General features: G+C 72.1%; 23 protein-coding genes. 13 read left to right on the top strand and 10 right to left on the bottom strand.

Annotation, left to right across the window (positions count from 1 at the left end):
- The first annotated feature begins 90 nt into the window (after positions 1 to 90).
- Complete coding sequence (locus ABNF97_RS03790) at positions 91 to 876, top strand: SGNH/GDSL hydrolase family protein (protein ID WP_349337841.1); 786 nt, start codon at positions 91 to 93, stop codon at positions 874 to 876.
- 18 nt (positions 877 to 894) lie between these two features.
- On the opposite strand, the gene ABNF97_RS03785 is transcribed toward ABNF97_RS03790, so the two are convergent.
- Positions 895 to 1,506: a pentapeptide repeat-containing protein gene (locus ABNF97_RS03785; RefSeq protein WP_130461218.1), complete on the bottom strand. Its 612-nt coding sequence runs from the start codon at positions 1,504 to 1,506 to the stop codon at positions 895 to 897.
- Between the two features lie 63 nt (positions 1,507 to 1,569).
- Here ABNF97_RS03785 and ABNF97_RS03780 point away from each other — a divergent pair, with 63 nt between their 5' ends.
- Positions 1,570 to 2,484, top strand: a complete 915-nt coding sequence (locus ABNF97_RS03780; RefSeq protein ID WP_349337654.1) for a sulfurtransferase — start codon at positions 1,570 to 1,572, stop codon at positions 2,482 to 2,484.
- Here the strand turns inward: ABNF97_RS03780 and ABNF97_RS03775 are convergent.
- The 3 genes from ABNF97_RS03775 to ABNF97_RS03765 form a co-directional block, all read right to left on the bottom strand.
- Positions 2,481 to 3,821 (bottom strand): YncE family protein, encoded by a 1,341-nt coding sequence (locus tag ABNF97_RS03775; RefSeq protein WP_349337653.1) that lies wholly within the window; start codon positions 3,819 to 3,821, stop codon positions 2,481 to 2,483. The two genes, ABNF97_RS03780 and ABNF97_RS03775, sit on opposite strands and share 4 nt — an antisense overlap.
- Before the next feature lie 213 nt (positions 3,822 to 4,034).
- On the bottom strand, positions 4,035 to 4,289 hold the full coding sequence (locus tag ABNF97_RS03770; RefSeq protein ID WP_349337652.1) for a flavin reductase: 255 nt from the start codon (positions 4,287 to 4,289) through the stop codon (positions 4,035 to 4,037).
- Positions 4,290 to 4,303: 14 nt separating this feature from the next.
- Complete coding sequence (locus tag ABNF97_RS03765) at positions 4,304 to 4,516, bottom strand: hypothetical protein (RefSeq protein WP_349337651.1); 213 nt, start codon at positions 4,514 to 4,516, stop codon at positions 4,304 to 4,306.
- 374 nt (positions 4,517 to 4,890) lie between these two features.
- On the opposite strand from ABNF97_RS03765, the gene ABNF97_RS03760 reads away from it, so the two are divergent.
- Together ABNF97_RS03760 and ABNF97_RS03755 are read left to right on the top strand one after the other, a co-directional pair.
- Positions 4,891 to 5,679, top strand: coding sequence for a helix-turn-helix domain-containing protein (locus ABNF97_RS03760; protein WP_349337650.1), 789 nt, complete (start codon positions 4,891 to 4,893; stop codon positions 5,677 to 5,679).
- A complete protein-coding gene (locus tag ABNF97_RS03755) occupies positions 5,670 to 5,858 on the top strand; it encodes a DUF397 domain-containing protein (RefSeq protein ID WP_349337649.1) in 189 nt (62 codons plus the stop codon). The genes ABNF97_RS03760 and ABNF97_RS03755 overlap by 10 nt, the downstream gene beginning before the upstream one ends.
- Positions 5,859 to 5,882: 24 nt before the next feature.
- Here the strand turns inward: ABNF97_RS03755 and ABNF97_RS03750 are convergent, their stop codons facing one another.
- The 3 genes from ABNF97_RS03750 to ABNF97_RS03740 all read right to left on the bottom strand — a co-directional run bounded on the left by ABNF97_RS03750 (position 5,883) and on the right by ABNF97_RS03740 (position 8,081).
- Positions 5,883 to 6,230, bottom strand: coding sequence for an Imm1 family immunity protein (locus tag ABNF97_RS03750; protein WP_349337648.1), 348 nt, complete (start codon positions 6,228 to 6,230; stop codon positions 5,883 to 5,885).
- Positions 6,231 to 6,294: 64 nt separating this feature from the next.
- Positions 6,295 to 6,906 carry an NUDIX hydrolase gene (locus tag ABNF97_RS03745; RefSeq protein ID WP_349337647.1) on the bottom strand — a complete coding sequence of 204 codons (612 nt, stop codon included), beginning with the start codon at positions 6,904 to 6,906 and terminating at the stop codon, positions 6,295 to 6,297.
- Positions 6,903 to 8,081, bottom strand: coding sequence for a MalY/PatB family protein (locus tag ABNF97_RS03740; RefSeq protein ID WP_349337646.1), 1,179 nt, complete (start codon positions 8,079 to 8,081; stop codon positions 6,903 to 6,905). Before ABNF97_RS03740 ends, ABNF97_RS03745 begins: the two co-directional genes overlap by 4 nt.
- A gap of 70 nt (positions 8,082 to 8,151) precedes the next feature.
- Here ABNF97_RS03740 and ABNF97_RS03735 point away from each other — a divergent pair, with 70 nt between their 5' ends.
- Positions 8,152 to 8,619 carry an AsnC family transcriptional regulator gene (locus ABNF97_RS03735; protein ID WP_207230424.1) on the top strand — a complete coding sequence of 156 codons (468 nt, stop codon included), beginning with the start codon at positions 8,152 to 8,154 and terminating at the stop codon, positions 8,617 to 8,619.
- Here ABNF97_RS03735 and ABNF97_RS03730 read toward each other — a convergent pair.
- Positions 8,586 to 9,851, bottom strand: coding sequence for an MFS transporter (locus ABNF97_RS03730; RefSeq protein WP_349337645.1), 1,266 nt, complete (start codon positions 9,849 to 9,851; stop codon positions 8,586 to 8,588). The two genes, ABNF97_RS03735 and ABNF97_RS03730, sit on opposite strands and share 34 nt — an antisense overlap.
- A gap of 177 nt (positions 9,852 to 10,028) precedes the next feature.
- On the opposite strand from ABNF97_RS03730, the gene ABNF97_RS03725 reads away from it, so the two are divergent.
- The 6 genes from ABNF97_RS03725 (at position 10,029) to ABNF97_RS03700 (ending at position 18,762) form a co-directional block, all read left to right on the top strand.
- On the top strand, positions 10,029 to 11,852 hold the full coding sequence (locus ABNF97_RS03725; RefSeq protein WP_349337840.1) for an HSP90 family protein: 1,824 nt from the start codon (positions 10,029 to 10,031) through the stop codon (positions 11,850 to 11,852).
- A gap of 2 nt (positions 11,853 to 11,854) precedes the next feature.
- Complete coding sequence (locus tag ABNF97_RS03720) at positions 11,855 to 14,851, top strand: hypothetical protein (protein WP_349337644.1); 2,997 nt, start codon at positions 11,855 to 11,857, stop codon at positions 14,849 to 14,851.
- A gap of 110 nt (positions 14,852 to 14,961) precedes the next feature.
- Positions 14,962 to 15,570, top strand: coding sequence for a TetR/AcrR family transcriptional regulator (locus ABNF97_RS03715; RefSeq protein ID WP_349337839.1), 609 nt, complete (start codon positions 14,962 to 14,964; stop codon positions 15,568 to 15,570).
- A gap of 81 nt (positions 15,571 to 15,651) precedes the next feature.
- Complete coding sequence (locus ABNF97_RS03710) at positions 15,652 to 17,028, top strand: acetyl-CoA carboxylase biotin carboxylase subunit (RefSeq protein WP_349337643.1); 1,377 nt, start codon at positions 15,652 to 15,654, stop codon at positions 17,026 to 17,028.
- A 142-nt stretch (positions 17,029 to 17,170) separates the two neighbouring features.
- Positions 17,171 to 18,076: a hydroxymethylglutaryl-CoA lyase gene (locus tag ABNF97_RS03705; protein WP_207230709.1), complete on the top strand. Its 906-nt coding sequence runs from the start codon at positions 17,171 to 17,173 to the stop codon at positions 18,074 to 18,076.
- A 38-nt stretch (positions 18,077 to 18,114) separates the two neighbouring features.
- Positions 18,115 to 18,762 carry an MBL fold metallo-hydrolase gene (locus tag ABNF97_RS03700; RefSeq protein WP_349337642.1) on the top strand — a complete coding sequence of 216 codons (648 nt, stop codon included), beginning with the start codon at positions 18,115 to 18,117 and terminating at the stop codon, positions 18,760 to 18,762.
- A gap of 76 nt (positions 18,763 to 18,838) precedes the next feature.
- Here the strand turns inward: ABNF97_RS03700 and ABNF97_RS03695 are convergent, their stop codons facing one another.
- Positions 18,839 to 19,414: a snapalysin family zinc-dependent metalloprotease gene (locus tag ABNF97_RS03695; RefSeq protein WP_130461209.1), complete on the bottom strand. Its 576-nt coding sequence runs from the start codon at positions 19,412 to 19,414 to the stop codon at positions 18,839 to 18,841.
- A gap of 245 nt (positions 19,415 to 19,659) precedes the next feature.
- On the opposite strand from ABNF97_RS03695, the gene ABNF97_RS03690 reads away from it, so the two are divergent.
- Positions 19,660 to 21,192 carry an acyl-CoA carboxylase subunit beta gene (locus ABNF97_RS03690; protein WP_349337641.1) on the top strand — a complete coding sequence of 511 codons (1,533 nt, stop codon included), beginning with the start codon at positions 19,660 to 19,662 and terminating at the stop codon, positions 21,190 to 21,192.
- Positions 21,193 to 21,270: 78 nt separating this feature from the next.
- On the top strand, positions 21,271 to 22,419 hold the full coding sequence (locus ABNF97_RS03685) for an acyl-CoA dehydrogenase family protein (protein ID WP_349337640.1): 1,149 nt from the start codon (positions 21,271 to 21,273) through the stop codon (positions 22,417 to 22,419).
- A gap of 25 nt (positions 22,420 to 22,444) precedes the next feature.
- Here the strand turns inward: ABNF97_RS03685 and ABNF97_RS03680 are convergent, their stop codons facing one another.
- The gene (locus ABNF97_RS03680; protein ID WP_349337639.1) at positions 22,445 to 22,993 is read right to left on the bottom strand and encodes a DUF1697 domain-containing protein; all 549 of its coding nucleotides are present in this window, start codon (positions 22,991 to 22,993) and stop codon (positions 22,445 to 22,447) included.
- Positions 22,994 to 23,063 lie beyond the last annotated feature (70 nt).

The following is a 23,063-nucleotide window of genomic DNA, read 5'->3' as shown; positions in this document are numbered from 1 at the left end:
CCTCCCGGCGCCGGGTCTGCCCGCGACGGGGGCAGGCTGACAGACTGGCCACCGATCAAGGGAGTGGGAGAAGTGCAGGGGAGGCCCGGCGTGCGCTGGCGCAACTTCGTGGCGGTCGGAGACAGTTTCACCGAGGGACTGGACGACCCCTATCCCGACGGCAGCTTCCGGGGCTGGGCCGACCTGGTGGCCGCGACGCTGGCCGCCGAGGCCGGGCCGGATTTCGGGTACGCCAACCTGGCGATCCGGGGCCGGCTGTTCGGAAACATCGTGGCCGAGCAGGTGCCCGCCGCGTTGGAGATGCGCCCCGATCTGGTCAGTTTCGCCGCCGGCGGCAACGACGTACTGCGTCGCAGCTTCGACCCGGACGCCCTGGTCGCGCGCTTCGACCAGGTGGTTGCCGAGTTCCGGGCCACCGGGGCGGACGTACTGCTGTTCCGGTTCGCCGACGTGATGGCCCGGCTGCCGGGGCAACGGCTCATCGCCCCCCGGGTGGCGGTACTGAACAGGGCGGTGGGCGAGACGGCCCAGCGGCACGGGGTGACGCTGGTGGACCTCTTCGCCGACGACGTCTTCCACAACCCGCTGCTGTGGAGCCCGGACCGGCTGCACCTGTCGGCGGCCGGTCACCGCCGGGTCGCCGCTCGGGTGCTGACCGCGCTCGGCGTGGTGCCGGACGACGGCTGGCTGGTGGTGCCGCCCCGGCCCGCTCCGACGCCCTGGCTGGCGGCCCGGAGCGCGGACCTGCGCTGGATGGGGCAGCACTTCGCACCCTGGATCCGGCGCCGGCTCACCGGCCGGTCGTCCGGCGACACGATCACGGCCAAGCGGCCGATGCTGGCGCCGTACCCGCAACGCCGGCCCTTCGTGGACTGACCCGTCGGGCAGAGGCTCTCAGCCGACCTGGAAGCCGAGGGCCTGGGCGAGCACGATGGCCTGGGTCGGGTCGACGATCGCGCCGGAGCGCTCGACGGTGGTCGGGTCGAGGGTGCTGAGATCACTGCCGCGCAGGTCGCACCGGACGAACCGGGCCGCCCGCAGTTGCGCGCCGGAGAGATCGACGTTGGTCAGGATCGCGTCGGTGCAGTTCGCGCCGGCCAGGTCCGCCTCGCGCATCCGTACGCCCTGGATCGTGACGCCGCGCAGGTCGGCGCCGGGCAGGCCGACGAAGGACCAGTCTCCGCCGAGCACGGTGAGCGGCCGGACCGCCGACTCGACGAACGTGCTGCCGACCAGCTTGCAGCCGGAGAACTCGGCCTCGAAGAAGTTGCACCGGGTGAAGGTGCAGCGCAGGAACGCCGAGTCGGTGTGCCGGGAGGCGTTGAACCGGACGTTGCCGAAGACGCAGTTGGTGAAGCTGGTTCGTTCCAGGGTCGCCTCGGTCAGGTCGACGTCGAAGAACTCGCAGTCGACGTACTCGTGCTCGACGAACTCGTCGCCGTACCAGTCCTCGCGTCGGAAGGTCCGACCCTCGTGTCGTACGCCTGTCCGGGTCGGCTCCACCATGTGACGACGGTAACCGAGCGGAGCCGGCCCCCTGCGGCGACCGCCCGGCGTACGGTGGGGATCATGCCGATGCCGAGCGATCCCGCGCCGAGCCTGCAGGGCTACGCCGACCCACAGCGCCTGGTCACCACCGAGTGGCTGGCCGAACACCTGGGCCAGCCGGGCCTGGTGGTGATCGAGTCGGACGAGGACGTGCTGCTCTACGAGACCGGTCACATCCCGGGCGCGATCAAGGTCGACTGGCACCTGGAGTTGAACGACCAGGTGACCCGGGACTATCTCGACGCGGAGGCGTTCGCCAAGCTCTGCTCGGCCAAGGGGATCGGCCGGGACGACACGATCGTCTTCTACGGCGACAACTTCAACTGGTGGGCGGCGTACGCGCTCTGGGTCTTCACCCTCTTCGGGCACCCCGACGTGCGGCTGCTCGACGGCGGCCGGCAGAAGTGGGTCGCCGAGGGGCGGGAGCTGACCCGGGAGAAGACCGAGCGGCCCCCGGCGGAGTACCCGACGCCGCAGCGGGACGACGCGCCGATCCGGGCGTACCGGGACCAGGTGCTGGCGCACATCGCGGCGGCCCGGCCACTGGTCGACGTGCGCTCCGCGAAGGAGTACACCGGCGAGCTGACCCACATGCCGGAGTACCCGCAGGAGGGCGCGCTGCGTGGCGGGCACATCCCGGGCGCGCTGAGCAAGCCGTGGAAGGCGGCCGCGAACGACGACGGCACGTTCAAGGGCCCCGACGAGCTGCGGGCGATCTACGCCGACCAGCTCGGGCTGTCGCCGGACGACGACGTGATCGCGTACTGCCGGATCGGCGAGCGGTCCAGCCACACCTGGTTCGTGCTGCGGCACCTGCTCGGCTATCCCCGGGTGCGCAACTACGACGGCTCGTGGACCGAGTGGGGCAACCTGGTCCGGGCACCCGTGGTCCAGGGCGACCAGCCGGGCGGCCTCACCCCTGACCGGGACCGCTAACCGGCGGGGATCACCTGACGCAGGGCCACCAGCCCGGGTACGTCGATACGCTGCCGTACCGCCCCGGTGCCGGGGTCGACCCGGAGTACGGCGTCGGGCTGGCCGACGTACAGCAGGGAGCCGTCGGGTGGGCCGGCGAGGCCGCGTACCTCGGCCGGAGCCGTCCAGCGCGGAACCGGGCCCCCGCCCGTGGCGACCGCCATCCCGGCGACCTCGCGGCCGGCTCCGATCAGCAGCGTCCCGACGCCGTCGAAGGTCGCGGCGGCCGGCGCCGCACCCCCCGAGCCGGTGGTACCGGTCAGCGCGTCGAACCGGACGCTCTGCACCACGGTCAGCCCGTCGGGGTCGATCGTGGCCAGTGCGCCGGTACCGGTGTCCGCCACGTAGAGCCGGCTGCCGTCCCGGCTCAGGGCGATCGTGTGCCCGGTCGCCGCGTGCTCGCCGAACGGTGCCGGCAGGTCGACGCAGAACGCCCAGCGTTCGGTCAGGTCGAGGGTGTGTACGAAGGCGTGCACGTGCGGGGCGTCGTCCCGGGCCCCGGTGTCGCGCTGCTCCGCCCCGGCGTCGTTCGCCGCCGCGATCCGGTCCCGGGTGTGCACGTGGTCCGGCTGGTGGGTGTAGAGCGTGAACAGCCGGTTGCGCGCTCGGTCGTACACGGCCTGCCTGCCCTCGCCGCGCATCTCCTCCTCGGCGCCCGCCGGCACCACCGCCTTGACCCGGGTCAGCAGCGGCTCCACCCGTCCGGAGGCGAGGTCGACGACCCGGACCCGGTACCGGTCCGGCGCGGTCGGCGGCAGATAGTCGAGGACGAAGAGTGCCTGTCGGGACACGTCGAACGCCTCCGGTTCGAGGTTGCCGGGCAGCTCCAGCCGGCGGCGCTGGCCGGCACCGTCGGCGACCACGATCGTGGTTCGCTCCCGGGGCCCCGGCCGGTACGGCGTGTGCCCCGGCCCGGCGTCGTCGGCGAGCGCCACCAGGGCGCCGTCCGCCGAGGTGGCGCGGACCGTGAGCGCCCCGGTCAGGGTGCCGGCGCTGACCGCCGCGCCGTCCGGCAGCCGGTGACTGGTCAACCGGGTACCCCCGTCCGAGCGCTCGACCCGGACCAGCCGGCGGCCGTCGCCGCTGACCACCGCCGGGGCGGGCTGAACCAGCATCCGCCCGGTCGCCGCCTCGACCACCGCCAGGTTCCCGTCGGCCAACTCGACCACGAGGGCGTCCGGCGGCGCCGGCTCCTGGCGGGTGGTCTGCCCGCCGCTCCGGGACCGGCAACCGGCGACCGCCGAGACCGCACCGAACCCGGCCGTCCCGGCCAGCACCGCCCCGGCCGCCCGCAACACACCCCGCCTTGTCGCCAGTCCATTCCCGGTTGCCCCGTCGCGCCCGGCTGTCCCGTCGTGTTCGTGCTCTGTCGTCGCCATGCCGGGTAGAGGCATGGCACCGACCGCCGGTTCCCCGGTCACCGCCGCGTCAGCGGCGGAATCCGGTCACCGGGGGATCCAGTCAGCGGGACATCCGGTCAGCGGGGACATCCGGTCAGCGGGGACATCCGGTCAGCAGGGCGGGGTGCGGGGGAGCCAGTGGAGGAATCGCGCGGCCAACTCGCGGGGTTCGGCGCCGGGCAGATCCTGCAACGCGTGCTGGAGCTGCGCCGCGAGATAGACCAGCAGCCCGATCCGGTCGTGGCGGTAGGTCCAGAGCAGGCCGAGCCGGGCTGGCTGGCACGGCCAGTGTGCACCGCAGGTCCGGCACCGGAACGACGGTCGGGCGGGCGTGTGCGGACGGAACCGCGCGTGTGGACCGTACAAGACGGTTGTCCTGACTACCGGACTTCGACCTGACGAGCCCGGCGGGCCTGGCCCGGGGTGAGCCCGCCGGCCCGGCCGTTGCCGAGGTGGCAGCGGGTGGGCGCGTCCCAGACCGGACGGTTGTTGCTGTGCCGGGCCCGGGGCGGGGGCGGCGGCAGGTCGGGCGAGATCCGGACCGGCGCCGGGCGGGGTGCCGGTGGCGGCCCGGGTCGGTGCAGCGCCGGCATGAATCGGGGGCAGCGCCAACGACGGCCACAGGAACAGAAGATCCAGAGGAAGTACCAGGCGCGGTAATGGCGGATGCGTGGGCGGTGCCGTCTGGCCATCGCAATGCCCTTTCTTCGTGATCGTGATCGTTTTCTGGAAGCGGGGCCGATCGACGATGGGCCGAACGGCCGCGCGGTTCCACCCGTCATATTTCGATCCGGAGCGGTTCCGCATGTCTTCCACTCTGGACGGCCATCCCCTAAATTCGTTAGGCGTCGATCACCGCTGCGTTCAACCGCTACTTTGGCGGTCGACGATGAGGCGGATTGAGTAGTCCTGAATAGTTGATCTATCGTTCGAGGGGGACTGAATGTTGACAGCCCTTCAGCAATCCATGATCGCGTTTATCGCCGACGAAATCCGGCGAGCCCGGGTGGTTGCCAACCAGACCCAGGAGGCATTCGGCCGGGCCGCCACCTTCTCCGCGTCGCACGTGAGTTCGGTGGAGAACGGCAGCCGGGCGCTGACCCGGGAGTACGTCCAGGGCGCTGACCGCGCGCTGGGAACCGGCGGGCTGTTCGAGCGGATGCTGATCAAGCTCAGCCTGGACAGCGAGCCGAGCTGGCTGCGGGAGTGGATCGAGATCGAGCGAAAGGCCGAAACCCTCCGCTGGTACGAGTACGCCCTCATCCCGGGTCTGCTACAGACCGAGGCGTACGCCCGAGCGATCTTCACCAGCATGGGTGTGTTGAGCGCAGAGGAGATCACGACTCGGGTCACCGCCCGGATGGAGCGCCAGGCGATCCTCAGCAGGGAGAAGCCGCCGCAGCTCATCGCCGTGCTCGATGAAGGTCTGCTGCACCGGCCCGTCGGCGGCCCGGCAGTCATGCGCGACCAGATGCTGCACCTGGCGAGGGTGGCGGCCGATATGCCGCACGTCCGGTTGCAGGTCGTGCCCAGCTCGGTCGGCGCCTACGCCGGGCTGGCTGGGCCATTCATCGTCGCCACCCTGCCCGGCGGCGAAAATCTCGCCTTCCTCGACAACCAGCTGAAGGGGGTGGTGGTGCAGGAGCCGTCGGAAGTAGTGTCGATGGGCAAGGCGTGGGAGGTCGTCCACAGTGAGGCACTGTCGCACCAGCAGTCCGCAAAGTTGATATTGGAAGCGGTGGAGAAATGGACCTGACCGGGGCGGTCTGGCGCAAGAGCACCCGCAGCAATGGAGCCAGCGGGGCGTGCGTGGAGGTGGCGGACAACCTGCCGGGCGTGGTCGGGGTGCGGGACAGCAAGGACCCGGACGGGCCGGCGCTCACCTTCGCACCGCAGGCATGGCGGTCGTTCGTCCGGGGCGCCGCCACCCGCTGACCGCCTGCACCGCACTCACCGCACTCACCGCACGCCACCGGACCGGCACGGGAAGTCCCGCTCGCTGCCCGCGTGGTAGTAGAACACCTGGTCGTGTCTGCTTGGGGTGCCCCGGGTGTACCAGTTGGTGTCGAAGTCGTCGAACCACAGGCCCCCGACCGAGTCCTCCGGGTTGACGGCCACCGCGAACTCGTGGTCGGGGAAGCCGTTCGTCCGGTCGCGGCGGGCCGAGGAGTACATCGTGCAGACGCTGTTGTCGAAGGGCTGCGCCAACAGGTCGTCGATGAGCCGGTCCATCTCGTCGGCGGTCTGGACGACGACCGGTGCGTCATTGTGTTCAAACAGGTAGTACGCGGTCACCACGCCCGTCATCCCTGCTCAACTCCCCGGTAGGTCTTCTGCCGGTAGGTCGTCTGCGGGTCCGGCCAATAAACGGTCAGGGTTGCGTTCGGTGGCAGGAATCGTCCTCGACCCGATCGCCGTGGAGCTTCGACCAGAAGCGGGTGAAGTGCGGGTCGAAGCGGGCCGGATCGGCGTCGCGTACCTCGGCCGGCGACCACCAGCGGGCCTCTCGGAACTCGCCACCGTCCAACATGAGCGGTCGTTGCCTGTCGAGTTGGAGCACGAACCACAGACTCACGTCGGTGTGCCCGGCGTCGATTCCGACGGTACGCGTCACGGTGATGAAGACCGGCTCCTCCGCGACGAGGCCGCTCTCGACCGGTACGCCCAACTCCTCGTACGCCTCCCGCCGGGCCGCCTCGGCGGGGTGCTCGTCCGGGTCGACGTGCCCGCCCGGCGGCAGCCACAGCCCGGCGTTGACGTGGTCTACCAGCAGCACACTGCGGTCCGCCGGATCGACCGGTACGACGTACGAGACGAGGTGCCGGGGCGGGGTCGCCGGCTTGACCCGCCGGAACACGTCGTCGGTGCCGCGCAGCCAGTGCAGCGTCTCCGTCTGGTGGCGTTCCTCCCACTCGTCGTTTGGGACGAGTTCGGAGACGAGCTTGTGCACCGCCGCGACCGACTCCCGCATGCCAGTGGTCATGCCAGGTCGGACGGCGTTAGCCGCGGGCGGCAGCTCGCGCGAAGCCGGCGGAGGATGTCGTCGAGGATCGGCCGGCCGGTGGCGAAGTTGAGCCGGGCGAACCCTTCGCCACCCGGCCCGAACGGCGGGCCGTGGCTGAGCATCACCCCGGCTCGGTCGAGGAGGTGTGCGGCCGGATCGGGCCCGAGCCCGAGCGGGCGGAAGTCCAGCCACGCCAGGTAGGTCGCCTCCGGAAGGTGGTAGCCGACCGCGTCCGGCAGGCCGTCGGCGACCAACCGGCGGTTGCGGTCCAGCACCGTCCGTACGTCGGCGAGCCAGGCATCGCCGTGCTGCCAGGCGGCCTGGGTACCGAGTACGCCGAGGTTGCCCGGCTGACCCAGCAGGAGAGGCGGGAGCGCATCCAGGGCTGCCCGTACCCGGGCATCGCCGACGTGCGCGACGCAGCAGCGCAGTCCGGCCAGGTTGAATGCCTTGCTGGCCGAATGCAGGGTGACCGTCCGCGCGGCCAGCTCCGGTGCCAGCGCGGCGAACGAGGTGTGCCGGTGCGGTTCGTAGGTGAGATCGGCGTGGATCTCGTCGGTGACGACCAGCAGGTCGTGCCGCATCGCGATCTCCGCTACAGCGGAGAGTTCCGCCCGGGTGAAGACCCGGCCGGTGGGGCCGTGCGGGTTGACCAGGATCAGTGCCACGCATCGGTTCCGGGCGACGTCGGCGGCCAGCCGGTCCGGATCGAAGGTCCAGCCGTGACCGCTGTCCACCACGGGGATGGGTACCAGCCGTCGGCGCATGTCCCCGAGCGTCTCCAGGAACGGTGGATAGGCGGGCGTGTGCATCGCGACCGCGTCACCCGGGGCGGTGCCGACATGCAGTACCGCCTGCACCGCCTGGATCAGTTCGGTGAACACCCGGACGTGCGCCGGTACCGGCGCGAACCCGTACCGGTCGGACATCCGCGCGGCGAACACCTCGGCGAGCGGGTTCCGCTCGGGACGGTCGTCCCAGGCCGGATAGCCGAGATCGGTCTCGACGGCCTGCACCAACGCCGCCCTGACCGGCTCGGCCACCGGAAAGTCCATGTCGGCGATCCACGCTGGCACGGCACCGGCTGCGGTGGCCCGCGCCCACTTCACCCCGGGACGGCGGCGCAGCGACTCCAGATCAAGGTTGTCCAGCATGATGACGAGGCTAGGGAACGTGCAGGTGATGACGATTGACGATTCTGCCCCCGGTACGCAAGGTTCTTGCGTGCCTCCCACCTTCCCGACGCTGGACCGGACCGACCGTCGACTGCTGGACCTGCTCCGGGTCGACGCCGCCAAACCGCTGTACGAACTCGGCGAGCTGGTCGGCCTGTCACCGAGCGCGGTGCAGCGCCGGCTGACCCGGTTACGGGTCTCCGGCGTGATCCGGGGACAGGTCGCGGTGCTCGACCCGCGGGCGCTCGGACTCGCGATGACCACACTGGTGCTCGTGGAACTGGAGGCCGACACCGGTCCGCACTACACCGCCTTCCGGGAATGCCTCCGGGACGAGCCCGCGGTGCGGCAGTGCTACCACGTCGCCGGTCAGTGGGACTTCGTGGTGGTGCTGATGACCGCCGATTTCGACACCTACCGGCAGGTGGCCGAGCGGCTCTTCCTCGCCAACCCGGCCGTACGCAGGTATGAGACCCTGCCCGCCTACGGCACGGAGGCCGCGCCGGAGGCGGTGTGACGCGTCAGCCACGAGGCGGCCGTGGCCAGGGCGAAGACGGCAGTGGCCGCGTACAGCACCGGGGGTAGGCCGGCGGCGGAACCGAGCGCTCCGGCCAGGATCGCGCCGACCGGGGCGGCCAGCATCCCGACCGTACGCTGGGCGCTGCCGACCCGGCCGAGCAGTTCGGCGGGTACGTTCCGCTGCCCGTACGCCGACCAGAGCGCGTTCCAGGTCGCGGTGCCGGCGGAGAAGACGGCGAGTGCGATCGCTCCCGGCACCGGGTGCCGGGCGGCGGACAGCGCGGCGACCGCGATCGTCTCGGCGACCAGCACCCAGCGCAGCCCGGGCAGGGTACCGAGCCGGGTGGCGATCCGGCCGGCGCAGAGTCCACCGGCCAGCGCGCCGAGCATCGCCGCCGCCATGAAGAGTCCGTATCCGGCGGCGGGCACAGTCAGCACCTCCAGCGCGTAGAGCACGATGATCGCGACAAGTCCGCTGGTGGCGAGGTTGGTGACCACGGTCAACCCGGTGATCCGGCGCAGGGTGGCGTCCCGCCAGATCCAGCGCAGCCCGTCTCCGGCCGCCCGCCAGGCGGCACCCGGCCCGACCGGGTGGAGCGCGGACGGGGCCGGCACCGGGGTCGGTCGGAGGGTCAGCGCCAGCAGGGCGGCGAGCGTGAACGTGACCGCGTCGACCACGAACGGCAATGCCGCCGAGAGGGCGAAGAGCACCCCGGACAGCGGTGCGCCGACGAAGCCGCCGGCCACCGCCGTACCCGCCTGGAGCCGGCCGTTGGCCACCGCCAGCCGGTCGGCGGGCATGATGCCGGGCAGTACGGCGAAGGCCGCCGAGTCGAAGAGGACGCCGAGGGTGGCGAGCAGAAGGGCACAGCCGACGAGCGCGACGATCCCGGCCTCACCGGTGGCGACCAGCAGCGCGAAGCCGGCGACCAGGACGGCACGTAGGCCGTCCACTGTGGCCATTGTCCGGCGCCGGTCCCAGCGGTCGGCATAGACGCCGCCGAGCAGACCGAGGAACAGCGGCGGAAGCTGCCCGGCGGCCACCACTGCGGCGACGACCCGGGGATCGCGGCTGACCGAGGCGGCGAGCAGCGCCAGGGCCGGGGTACGCAGCGTGTCGCCGAGCCGGGACACCACCGTCGCGGTCCAGAGTGCCCGGTAGCCGCCGCCGGTTCGAACCCGGCCGTCGGACCGCGCCGCAGACCTCGTCACCGTCGTCATATCGGACATTCGGTATCACCCGTTCCCCACTCCCGGTCGACCGGGGCGAGCCTGTGGCCTCGATCGGGTCGAGGGTCAAGCCACCCGCCCGCCGTTCCGGAAAGTCGGCGGAAAAGCAGGACGCGGTGCGTCGCCCCCGACCGGTACCGTGAGCGCCGTCACCGGACGGGAGTGAGTGGGCAGATCGTGGACCGGACCTTCCAGGTCGACCTCCGTGGCGTGGTCGACCTGCTCAGCCATCACCTTTACGGCAGTCCCCGGGTCTACGTCCGGGAGCTGTTGCAGAACGCCGTGGACGCCATCACCGCCCGCCGGGCCACCGAGCCGCACGCGCCGGCCGTGGTCCGGATCGAGCCGCCGGAGCTGACCGGGGACGGCACGCTGCGGGTGCACGACACCGGGATCGGCCTGACCGAGGCACAGGTGCACGAGCTGCTCGCCACCATCGGCCGCAGCTCCAAGCGGGACGAGCTCGGTTTCGCCCGCCACGAGTTCCTCGGCCAGTTCGGCATCGGCCTGCTCTCCTGCTTCCTGGTCGCCGACGAGGTCCGGGTGTGCACCCGGCGCGGCGACGAGCCGACCGTGCTCTGGACCGGCTACGCCGACGGCCGCTACCGGGTCGAGCTGGCCGCCGAGGCCGCCGCAGCCGCCGCGGCCCACACCGTCGACGCGCAGCGTGCCGAGCCGGGGACCACCGTCACGCTGATCCCGCGCCGGGACGCCGAGCAGTGGCTGACCCGGCCGACGGTCACCGAGCTGGCCCGGCTGTTCGGCTCGCTGCTGCCGGTCCGGGTGCTGGTCGGCGACGTCGAGATCACCGCCGGGCCGCCGCCGTGGTCGGCCCCCGCCGGAACCTCACCCTCCGCCCGCCGGGACAACCTCGTCCGGTACGCCCGCGAGGTGCTCGGCTTCACCCCGTTCGACGTCGTGCCGCTGTCGGTGCCGGAGGCGGGGCTGACCGGCGCGGCGTTCGTCCTGCCCACCCCGGTCAACCCGGCGGCCCGGGCCGGTCACCGGGTCTACCTGAAGCGGATGCTGCTCACCGAGGGCGCCGAGGGGCTGCTGCCGGACTGGGCGTTCTTCGCCCGCTGCGTGGTCGACTCCACCGAGCTGCGCCCGACCGCCAGCCGGGAGGCGCTCTACGAGGACAGCCTGCTTGAGGCGACCCGGGAGGCGCTCGGCGACCAGCTCCGGGGCTGGCTGGTCCGGCTGGCCGGCGGCGCGCCGCGCCGGCTCGCCGAGTTCCTCCAGGTCCACCACCTCGGGGTGAAGGCGCTGGCCCTGCACGACGACGAGATGCTCCGGTTGGTCGAACGCTGGTGGCCGATGGAGACCAACACCGGGCAGACCACGCTGGCCGAGTTCCGCGCACGGCACGGGCTGATCCGCTACGCGGCCAGCATCGACGAGTTTCGGCAGCTCGCCGGGGTGGCGGCGGCACAGGACCTGGCGCTGGTCAACGCCGGTTACACGTACGACACCGAGATCATCGAGCGGTTGCCGACGGTGGACCGCTCGGTACTGGTCGAACGGCTGGAGCCGACCGACCTGACCACCCGGTTCGACGCCCTCGACCCGGTGGCGGAGCTGGCGTTGCGGCCGTTCGTCATCGCCGCGCAGCGCGCCCTGGACCGGCTCGGTGTCGAGGTGGTGCTCCGCTCATACGCCCCGGCGTCGCTACCGGCGCTCTACCTGGTGAGCCGGTCGGCGGCGTTCGAGGAACAGCTGCGGGCGACCCGGGAGCGGGCCGACGAGACCTGGGCCGGGGTACTCGACGCGCTCGCCGCCTCCGGCCCGGCCGAGCGCCCGCAGTTGGTGCTCAACCACCGTAACCCGCTGGTCCGCCGGGTCAGCGCGCTCGGCGACCCGGCGCTGGTCGGGATCGCCGTCGAAGCCCTGTACGGCCAGGCGCTGCTGCTCGGCTACCACCCGATCCGGCCCGCCGACGCCGCCCTGCTGAACAGCTCGTTCCTCGGCCTGCTCGACCGGGCCGTACCAGGAAAGGAGTGACGATGGCCCGGGACCACGACGATCTCTGGCGGACGATCGACCGGGTCGGCGAGATGCCGTACGGCAGCGGCCAGATCGCCGCCGTCGAAGCGTTGCTCCGGGAGGTGGACGCCTCCGGCGACGAGCAGCTCGGGTTCGCGGCCCGGATGCTCGCCACCGCCGCCTACTACTACGGCGGCGAGCCGGCCCGGTCGTTCGTCACCTTCTCCTGGTGCCTGGCCGAGTTCGACCAGAACCCGAAGCCCTACCACCAGCGGCACCTGCACACCCTGCTCTGGTACTTCAAGCACATGGTCTGCGGCCTGCTCGACTTTCCCGAGGTGCCGCTGGATCGCACCATGGCCGTACTCGACGACATGGAACGGCGCTACCGGGACGGCGGCCACAGCCTCCAGATGGTCTACAAGTACCGGCACCACGTGGCGGTGCACGTCGGCGCGGCGGAGGAGGCCAAGCAGTGGTACCGCCGGTGGACCACCGCACCCCGGGACGAACTCTCCGACTGTGCCGGCTGCGACCCGACCGACCAGATCGAGTATCTCGCCTCGCTCGGCCGGCACGAGGAGGCGGTGGCGCTGGCCGAACCGGTGCTCGCGGGCCGGCTCGGCTGTTTCGAGCAGCCGCAGTCCGTACTCACCGCGTTGCTGTTGCCGTACCTGCACACCGGCCGGCGGGAGCAGGCCCGGGACGCGCACCTGCGGGCGTACCGCCGACACCGGACGAACATCGCGTACATGTCCCGGGTCGGTGAGCACCTGGCGTTCTGCGCGTTGACCGGCAACGAGGCGCGCGGGCTCGAACTGCTGGAACGGCACCTGGGATGGCTGGACGAGGTGCCCTCGCCGGCCCACGCGATGGTCTTCACCGCCAGCGCGGCGCTGCTGCTGCACCGGCTGGTCGCCGACGGCCACGGGAAGCTGCCGGTGCGGCGCCCCGCGCATCTGGACCGGCCGGCGGCCGAGGTGTCGGCGACGGCGCTGGCGGACGAACTGGCCGGTACGGCCCGGGAGCTGGCCGCCAGGTTCGACGCCCGGAACGGCACCTCGACCCAGTCGGCGTTCGTCGCCGAGCTGCTCGGCCGGCAACCGGTCGGCGAGTACCTGCCGCTCTCGCCGACCGCCCGCCGCCGCCCGCCCCTCGCCGGGGCGTCCAACGCCGCCGTGTCAGGCCCGGCAGCCGACGGCAGCGGCGCGTCGGCCGGCGACAGCAGCGGCGCGTCGGCCGGCGACACCAGCGGCGCCTCGGCCGGCGACACCAGCGGCGCGTCGGCCGGAGGTGCGGACCCGCTCCACGTACCGGCGGATGCCGGCCCGGAGCAGGTGCTCGACCTGGCCGAGGCGGCCTGGCGCAGCGAGCGTGACGACGACCTCCTCGCGCTACTGGCGGTCTTCGACGAACGGTTCGCCGGGCGGTCGCTGGAGCAGTCCGTCACGGCTCGCCGGACCGAGTTCCGGGCGGTCGAGTGCCGGGTGGCCGGGGACATGGCCGCGGCGGTGGCGGCGAACCGGGAGGCGTTGCAGCTGCACCGGCAGATCCCTGACCCGCTCCGCGCGCAGGTGGTCGCCGGCCGGCTCGGTGTACTGCTGGTGATCTCCGGCGAGCCGGACGAGGGGCTGCCGCTGGTCCAGGAGTCCGCCGACTATCTGATGGCGCACGGTGACGCCTGGCATCGTGCCGCCGCCCAGGACCGGTTGGCGATCGCGCTCGTCGAGCGGGGGCGGGGTGACGAGGCGCTGGCGGCGGTCGACCGGGCGTCGACCGAGGCGGCCGGTGCCGACGACCGGCACCTGGTGGCGCGGATCGCGCTGACCAGGGTCCGGGCCCTGGAGCTGTTGGGGCGGGGGGCCGAGGCCGGCGAGGCGGCGCTGCGGGCCCGGGACCTCTACGACGAACTCGGCCTGCCCGAGCACCGGGCCGTGGCCAGCCTCGGCTATGCCAACTCGCTGGACGACCCCGAGCGGGCGGTTTCGGCGTACGACGAGGCGGTTCGGCTCGCCACCGGCAAGCTGGCGCTGCCGGCCCGGACCGGGCGGGCCCGGGCGCTGGTCGCCGCCGGCCGTCCGGGCGAGGCCGTCGACGATCTGGTGGAGGCGGTCGCGATCTGCGTCGAGCGCGGCATCGTGGACGGCGCTGCCTACCTGCGCTGGGAGCTGGCGGACGCCTACCGGCGGGCCGACCGGACGCTGGAGGCGGCCGAGGCGGCGGAGGAGGCGGTCGGGGAACTGGACCGGCTCGGCCGGCAGGCCGACGCGGACCAGTGCCGGCACCTGCTGGCCACCGTCTACCGGTTGCTCGGCGAGGACGGCCCGGCGCTGGCCCTGCTGGACGAACTCGCGGACAACCTCGACGGCCCGGACAACCTGCCCGCCCGGGCCGGGGTGCTGGAGGAGGCCGGCGAGCTGCTCTACGCCCAGGACCGGGACAGTCTCGCGGCGCAGCGGTTCGCCGCCGCCGCGACCGCGTTCCGGCTCGCCGGGCTGCCCCTCGACGAGGTGCGTGCCCGGCGTCGGGAGGTGGCCGCCCAGCACTGGGCCGGTGACCCGGCGGCGGCGCTGGCCGCACTGGAGGTGGCCGACCGGGTGGCGGCGGCCCTGCCGGGCGGGTCCGGTACGTCGGATCCGACCGGTCGGGAGGTCGAGCCGACGGTGCACTGGGAGCGGGCGATGCTGGCCGACACCGCTGCTCGGGCGCTGCTCGGCGCGGACCGGCCGGAGGAGGCGCTGGCCCGGCTGGACGGTGCCGCCGAAAGGCTACGGTCGATCCAGGCCTTCGGTGAGGCGCTGCTGGTGGACCTGCTGACCGGGGAGGTACTGCTCGGACTGGACCGGGCGGCCGAGGCCGAACCGCTGCTCCGGGCGACCCTGAACAGCCTGCCCGAGCACGCCGAGCCGGTACGCCGGGCGGCCTGGCTGCTCGCCGCCGCGCTCGCCGCGCTCGACCGTACGGCGGAGGCCGACGCGCTGCGGGCCCGCTACGGCCTCGACTCCGACGACGAGTAGTGCGGGTGCGGATCGGCCAGGGCTGTCCGTCCAGTGGCGGCCGACACTCGGCACGGGGTCGGCGATTGACATCTGACTAGGCTGGTCGGGTGACGGTGAAGGAGCAGGTGATGGCGACGGAGGCCGGCGCGTCCGCCAGCGGCGTGCGGCGACGGCGGTCCCGGCGCGACGAGATTCTGGAGATCGCGGTCGGCCTCTTCGCGGCCCGTGGCTATCACGGAGTCTCGATGGACGACATCGGATCGGCCGCCGGGGTGACCGGTCCGGCCCTTTACCACCACTTTGCCGGCAAGGAGGCGATGCTCGTCGCCGCGCTGATGCCGGTGAGTGACGGGCTGCTGGCCGGCGGCCGGCAGCGGGTCGCGGAGCATCCCGACAACTCCCGGGCGGCGCTCGAATCCCTGATCGACTTTCACGTCGAGTTCGCCCTGGCCAACCCGGCGGTCATCGCGCTGCACCTGCACGAGCTGGACCGGCTGCCGGAGGAGCCTCGGCGGCAGATCCGGCGGCTCCAGCGGCTCTACGTCGAGGAGTGGGTGGGGGTGCTGACCGCGCTGCACCCGAAACTGTCGGCGGGAGAGGCGCGGGTGCTCGCCCACGCCGCCTTCGGCCTGATGAACTCCACACCGTTCCTCGGCGGCGAGGTGGACCGCCAACGCCGGGCCGCGCTGCTCCGGGCGGCTACCCTGGCTGCGCTGCTCGCCGACCCGGACAACTGAACCAAAAGTTCACCGAGCCGGGTCGCGGACGGCCGCACAACCAGGTGCGGCCGGTCGAGTACTGAGAGGGTGAACACCAGCATGTTTGAGTCCCTGCTCGTCGCGAACCGTGGCGAGATCGCCCGTCGGATCATCCGGACGGCCCGGCGACTCGGCGTACGGACGATCGTGGTCCACTCCGAGGCGGATGCCGACCTGCCGTTCGTGCAGGAGGCCGACGAGGCGGTCTGCGTGGGGCCGGCGAACCCGGTCCAGAGCTACCGCAATCCCGAGGCGATTCTCGCCGCCGCCAAGTCGACCGGTGCCCGGGCGATCCACCCCGGCTACGGCTTCCTGTCGGAGAACGCGGACTTTGCCCGTACGGTCGAGGCGAACGGTCTGGTCTGGGTCGGCCCCGGCGCCGACGCGATCGCCGCGATGGGCGACAAGATCAACGCTCGGAACCTGATGGCCGCCGCGGGCGTGCCGGTGGCGCCCGGCACCACCGACCCGGCGGAAACGGTCGAGGCGGCGCTCGCCGCCGCCGAGGTGATCGGCTACCCGGTGATGGTCAAGGCCGCCGCCGGGGGTGGCGGGATGGGCATGGCGGTCGCCAGCGACCCCGCCGGCCTGCGCACCGAGTACGACCGGGTGCGCGCCTTCGCCGAGCGGATGTTCGGGGACGGTTCGGTGCTGATCGAGCGCTACTTCCCCCGGGTCCGGCACGTCGAGGTGCAGATCCTCGGCCTGCCCGACGGCCGGGTGGTGGCGCTCGGCGAGCGGGAGTGCTCGGTGCAGCGGCGCAACCAGAAGCTGGTCGAGGAGTCGCCGTCGCCGGCCGTCTCGGCCCGGCTGCGGGAGCGGCTGCTGGCGGCGGCGGTCCGGGCCGGTGAGGCGGTCGGCTACCGGAACGCGGGCACCGTGGAGTGCCTGCTGGTCCCGGGCCAGCGGGACGCCCAGGGTGACTCCGCCGACTCCGCCGAGTTCTTCTTCCTGGAGATGAACACCCGGCTCCAGGTCGAGCACCCGGTGACCGAGCTGGTCTACGGCGTCGACCTGGTTGAGGAGCAGCTCCGGGTGGCCGCCGGGCTCGCCCCGACCTTCGACCCGGACGCGCTCGCCCCGCGCGGGCACGCCATCGAGCTGCGGGTCAACGCCGAGGACCCGGTGCGGTTCCTGCCCGGTCCGGGCGCGGTGACCGCGTGGACGGAACCGACCGGTGAGGGGATCCGGGTCGACTCCGGGTATGCCCTCGGCACCACCGTCACCCCGTTCTACGACTCGCTGATGGCGAAGCTGATCGCGTACGGCGCCGATCGGGCCGAGGCGATCGACCGGGCCCGTACGGCGGTCGCCGGATTCGAGGTCGCCGGGCCGAAGTGCAACCTGCCGTTCTTCGCCGAGCTGCTCGACAACGCCGAGTTCGTCGGCGGCGACTACGACACCGGCATCGTCGGCCGGATGCGGGCGCCGAAGTGAAGCGGCCGGATGCGGGTGCCGAAGTGAAGCGGCCGCCGGATGCGGGCGCCGAAATGGAGCGGCCGGATGCGGGTGCCGGAGTGTGCGGCCGGACGGCGAGAGATGTGCGCGGGCGGAGCGAGGTGACGGTATGACGGGCGATCTGCCGGGCGCGGTCTCGATCCGGGAGGTCGGGCCGCGCGACGGACTGCAGAACGAGGACCCGGTCCCGACCGACGGCAAGGTACGGCTGCTGGAACTGCTCGGCGGCACCGGTGTACGCCGGATCGAGGCGGTCTCGTTCGTGCATCCGAGGGCGATTCCGCAGATGGCGGACGCCGACCAGGTGTGGGCGCGGGCGGCCAGGGCGGCGCGGGTGCGCTACTCGGCGCTGGTGCCGAACTCGAAGGGCGCGCGGCGGGCGCTGGCGGCCGGCTTCACCGAGATCGAGGTGGTGGTCTCGGCCAGCGACACCCACAACCGGCGCAACGTCAACCGTTCGACCGCCGAGTCGCTGGACGACATCGCCGGGCTGATCGCGCTGCTGCACGAGGCGGGGGCGAGTGCCGAGGTGATCGTGGCGACCAGCTTCGGCTGCCCGTACGAGGGGGACGTCGACCCGGCCCGGGTGGCCGGCATCGTCGACCGGGTGGTGGCCGACGGGGCGGATCGGGTCGCCTTCGGGGACACCACGGGGATGGCCACCCCGCGTCGGGTCCGGGAACTCGTCACCGCGGTCCGGAACCGGCAGCCCGACATCCCGGTGCTGCTGCACTTCCACAACACCCGGGGTACCGCGCTGGCGAACCTGCTGACCGCGCTGGAGCTCGGCGTCACCGAGTACGACGCCAGCGTCGGCGGGCTCGGCGGCTGCCCGTACGCCCCGGGGGCGAGCGGAAACGTGGCCACCGAGGAGGTGGTGCACATGCTGCACGACATGGGCATCGAGACCGGTGTCGACCTGGACGCCCTGCTGGAGGTGGCGGCCTACGCGGAGCAGCTCGTCGGTCGGGAGCTGCCGTCCGGGGTGCTCCGGGCCGGCCCGCGCAGCAGGCTGGCGGCGGCGTAACGGGAGTGGACAACGGGAAACAGGGATAGGCTCGACGAATGCGATTGATCAAGTACACCCACGCCTGCGTACGCCTGGAGGCGGACGGACGGTCGTTGGTGATCGATCCGGGCATGTGGACCGAGGCCGAGGCGCTGGACTCGGTCGACCAGGTGCTGATCACGCACGAGCACCCCGACCACCTGGACACCGAGCGGATCAGCGCGGCGGTGGCCACGAACCCGGCGCTGCGGATCTACGCCCACGCCGACGTGACGAGGCAACTGGCCGACCTCGGTCCGGCGGTGGTTCCGGTCGCCGCCGGTGACGAGTTCGACGCGGGCGGGTTCCGGGTGCGGGCGGTCGGTGGCGACCATGCCGAGATCTACCAGGGGCTGCCCGGGATTCCGAACCTCGGGTTCGTGGTCGACGTCGGGACCAGCGGCGGCGGGGTCTACCATCCGGGCGACGCGTTCTTCGTACCGGACCTGCCGGTGGCGACGCTGCTGGTGCCGACCAGCGCACCGTGGTTGAAGGTCTCCGAGTCGCTCAACTTCACCCGGGCAATCGAGCCCCGGCGGGCGTACTCGATCCACGACGGGCTGCTCAGCGAGCGTGGGGCGCCGGTCGTGGATCGCTGGTTCGAGCAGAAGGCCGAGACCGAGTACGGCCGGATCGCCCCGGGCCAGTCGGTGACCCTGGACTGACCGGGCGTGGAGTAGCGCCCGGGAGGGGCCGGCGAATCGCCGGCCCCTCCGTCGCGGGTCGCCGCTCGGGCGGTGGTCAGCCGATCGGGGCGAGCGTCGTCGCCGGCCAGCTGTCCTGGAAGATCTGACCGCCGACGTCGTCGGCCCGCTCCGGCCCGACCCGGGTACCGGCGAAGAGCTGGGTGACCCGGTTGGCCTCGGTGCTGCTCGGGTACGGGTTGGTGCAGCTCGTACCGGCACTGCCACCCGACATCAGCAGCGCGCAGTTGCCGTTGTAGTTGTCCGGCAGCCCGAGGATGTGCCCGATCTCGTGGCTCATGATCCGCAGCGGGCTGTACTGCTGCGCCTGCCGGGTGTCGATGTAGACCCGGCCGTTGCCGAGGCTGGTTCGCACGGCGTACGAGCCGCCGCCGGTGATCTGGTAGATCCGCAGGTTGGAGCCGCAGTTGGCCGAGAGCGTCAGGTTCGACGTGGCGTTGTTCCAGATCGAGGCGGCCTGGTTCGCGATGCTGACGTAGCTCGGCGCCTGGCTGGTGTTGTAGCAGATGGTCATGGCGGCGGACGCGGGCGAGGGGTTGGCCAGCGTGACGCCGAGGGTGGCACCCGTCGTCGCGACGAACGCGACCAGTAGCCGGCTGATGCGTGAGGTCATGACGCACTCTCCGATCCGGTGCTCTGCTCGGTTGGGGGTGCCAGCAGCGTAGTTATAGACAAACGTCAATTACAACATCCTGTCCGGATACGTGGTCGTTCGCTATGACGGTGGTCGAGTGTGGCTCGGGGCGGCCCGGATGCGTGGTCGAGTGGCCCGGACCGGCCCGGATGCAGTAGCCTAACGATCGTTCAGGTCGGTTGGGGCGGGGCGACGACAGTCCCGGTGCGGACGAGGGGGTCGGCGTGACACTCGACGGTGCGGCGCTGGAACAACTCGGCAAGCGGGTCCGGGCCGGCGGAGCGGAGAAATACCACGCCGCCAACGCGGCCAAGGGCAAGCTCTTCGCCCGGGAGCGGATCGCGCTGCTGGTCGACGAGGGATCGTTCGTCGAGGACGGGCTCTACGCGAACGCGCACGCCGACGGGCTCCCCGCCGATGGCGTGGTCACCGGCCAGGCCAGCATCGACGGCCGCCCCGTTTGCCTGATGGCCAACGACTCGACGGTCAAGGCCGGCAGCTGGGGCGCCCGTACGGTCGAGAAGATCATCCGGATCATCGAGCGGGCGTACGCCAACGGCCTGCCGATGGTCTACCTGGTCGACTCGGCCGGTGCCCGGATCACCGACCAGGTCGACCTCTTCCCCGGGCGGCGCGGCGCCGGAAAGATCTTCTGGAACCAGGTCCGCGCATCCGGATCCATCCCGCAGGTCTGCGCGCTGTTCGGGCCGAGCGCGGCCGGCGGGGCGTACATCCCGGCGTTCTGCGACGTGGTCGCGATGGTGGACGGCAATGCCAGCATGTACCTCGGCTCCGACCGGATGGTCGAGATGGTGACCGGGGAGAAGACCACCCTGGAGGAGATGGGCGGGGCCCGGGTGCACTGCGCCGAGTCCGGCGTCGGGCACTTCCTCTGCAAGACCGAGGCGGACGCGCTCGACGTGGTCCGCCGCTACCTGTCGTACCTGCCGGCGAACTGGACCCAGCCCCCGCCGGCCGCACCCGCCGTCGCCGCCCCGGACAGGATCGACCTGGCCGCGCTGGTGCCGGCGAGCGAGCGGCAGGCGTTCGACATGCGTCGGTACGTCAAGGGCCTGCTCGACGCCGACTCCTTCCTGGAGATCCAGGCGCTCTGGGCCAGGGAGCTGACGATCGGCTTCGGTCGGCTCGACGGCCAGGTCGTCGGCGTGGTGGCCAACAACTCGATGTTCAAGGGCGGGGTGATCTTCGTCGACTCCGCCGACAAGGCGACCCGGTTCGTCCAGCTCTGCGACGCGTTCAACGTGCCGCTGCTCTTCCTCTCCGACGTCCCCGGGTTCATGGTCGGCACGGCGGTGGAGAAGCAGGGCATCATCCGGCACGGCGCCAAGATGATCACGGCGATCAGCGAGGCGACCGTACCGAAGATCTGCGTGGTGGTCCGCAAGGCGTACGGTGCCGGGCTCTACGCCATGGCCGGCCCCGGCTTCGAGCCGGACGCGACGATCGCGCTGCCCACCGCGAAGATCGCGGTGATGGGCGCCGAGGCGGCGGTGAACGCCGTCTACGCCAACAAGATCGCCGCGATCGAGGACCCGGACGAGCGGGCTGCCTTCGTCGCGGAGCGGCGCGCCGCGTACGAGCAGGACATCGACATCGTCCGGCTGGCCAGCGAACTGGTCGTGGACGCGATCGTCGAGCCGGGCGACCTGCGGGCCGAACTGGTCCGGCGGTTCGCCGCCGCCCGGGGCAAGGACCGCAGCTTCTCCCGCCGCCGACACGGCGTCACGCCCGTCTAGCGAATCCCGGCCACGAGCGTTCCCGGCGGACCTGCCCACACGGCGGCGGGACGGGGCGCCGACCAGATGGAGGAACCCATGGACTTCCGGCTCAGCGAGGAGTACGAGGCGCTGCGATCGAGCGTGCGGTCCTTCGCCCGTGAGGTCGTCGCGCCCGCCATCGCCGAACACTACGAGCGGCACACCTTCCCGTACGAGATCGTCGCGCAGATGGGCAAGATGGGGCTGTTCGGCCTGCCGTTCCCGGAGGAGCACGGCGGGATGGGCGGCGACTACTTCGCGCTCTGCCTCGCCCTGGAGGAGATCGCCCGGGTCGACTCCAGTGTGGCGATCACCCTGGAGGCGGGGGTCTCGCTCGGCGCGATGCCGATCTACCGGTTCGGCACCGCCGAGCAGCGCGCCCGGTGGCTGCCGAAGCTGGTCACCGGCGAGGCACTGGCCGGGTTCGGGCTGACCGAGCCGGGCTTCGGCTCCGACGCGGGTGGCACGGCGACCCGGGCGGTGCTGGACGGCGACGAGTGGGTGATCAACGGCTCGAAGGCGTTCATCACCAACTCCGGTACCGAGATCACCAGCCTGGTCACGGTCACCGCGGTCACCGGCACCAACCCGGACGGCTCCAAGGAACTCTCCACCATCATCGTGCCGTCCGGTACGCCGGGCTTCACCGTCGCGCCCGGCTACTCCAAGGTCGGCTGGTGCGCCTCGGACACCCACGAGCTGACCTTCGACGACTGCCGCGTCCCGGCGGAGAACCTGCTCGGCCAGCGCGGTCGGGGCTTCGCCCAGTTCCTGCGGATCCTCGACGAGGGACGGATCGCCATCGCGGCGCTGGCGGTCGGTCTCGCCCAGGGCTGCGTCGACGAGTCCATCCGGTACGCCAGGGACCGGCACGCCTTCGGCCAGCCGATCGGCAACTTCCAGGCCATCCAGTTCAAGATTGCCGACATGGAGCGCCGGGCGCACACCTCCCGGCTGGCCTACTACGACGCGGCGGCCCGGATGCTGGCCGGTGAGGACTTCAAGCGGCACGCGGCGATCGCCAAGCTGCACGCCAGCGAGTCCGCGGTCGACAACGCCCGGGAGGCGACCCAGATCCACGGCGGCTACGGCTTCATGAACGAGTTCCCGGTGGCCCGGTTCTGGCGGGACTCGAAGATCCTGGAGATCGGCGAGGGCACCTCGGAGGTACAGCGGATGATCATTGCCCGTGACCTGGGGCTGTAGCCGTCGAGGTCAGCCGGCTCTGAGGTCAGCCGATGGTGAGGTCGGTCAGGGCCCGGACGGTCTTCCAGTTCCGGGTCGTCGACGCCACGGCCAACCGCTTCTCCAGGTAGGCGTTGTCGAACCTGGTCCGGCCGTACCCGTCCGGGTAGTGCAGGTAGATCTCCCGGCCGGTGCCGGCGAAGGTGAACTCGGCGGTGTCCGTACCGGGCACGGCCAGTTCGGCTGCCAGACCCGGGTCGGGCAGCTCGGCCAGGAACGCCACCAGCAGCTTGACCTCGTCCGGGTTCGCCTTCGTGTACGGGTTGGCGCCGGCCAGTGCCGTCAGCTCCGGGCCGGACCGGACCAGCACCGGTACGTCCAGGCCCAGCTCCTCGGCGATGGCCTTCCGGACGCGGCTGCCCAGCCGCTGCGGATCCGCCTTGTCCGCCACCCCGAAGACCACGTTCCCGCTCTGTAGGTAGGTCCGCACGTCGTCGTGGCCGAGGTCGGTGACGATCCGGCGCAGGTCGGCCATGCCGATCCGGTTGCCCGAGCCGACGTTGACGCCCCGCAGCAGTGCGACGTAGCGGGTCATCCGCTCTCCTTCGACTCGACCGACCCGGCCGGCCCCCTGGCGCCAAGGGGCCTCGGCCCTGCTGGCGAGG

Source organism: Plantactinospora sp. B6F1 (assembly GCF_040120695.1).
Classification (GTDB): Bacteria; Actinomycetota; Actinomycetes; order Mycobacteriales; family Micromonosporaceae; genus Plantactinospora.
The sequence above is the reverse complement of the archived record's forward strand: the minus strand, read 5'-3'. Positions and strand labels throughout refer to the sequence as shown.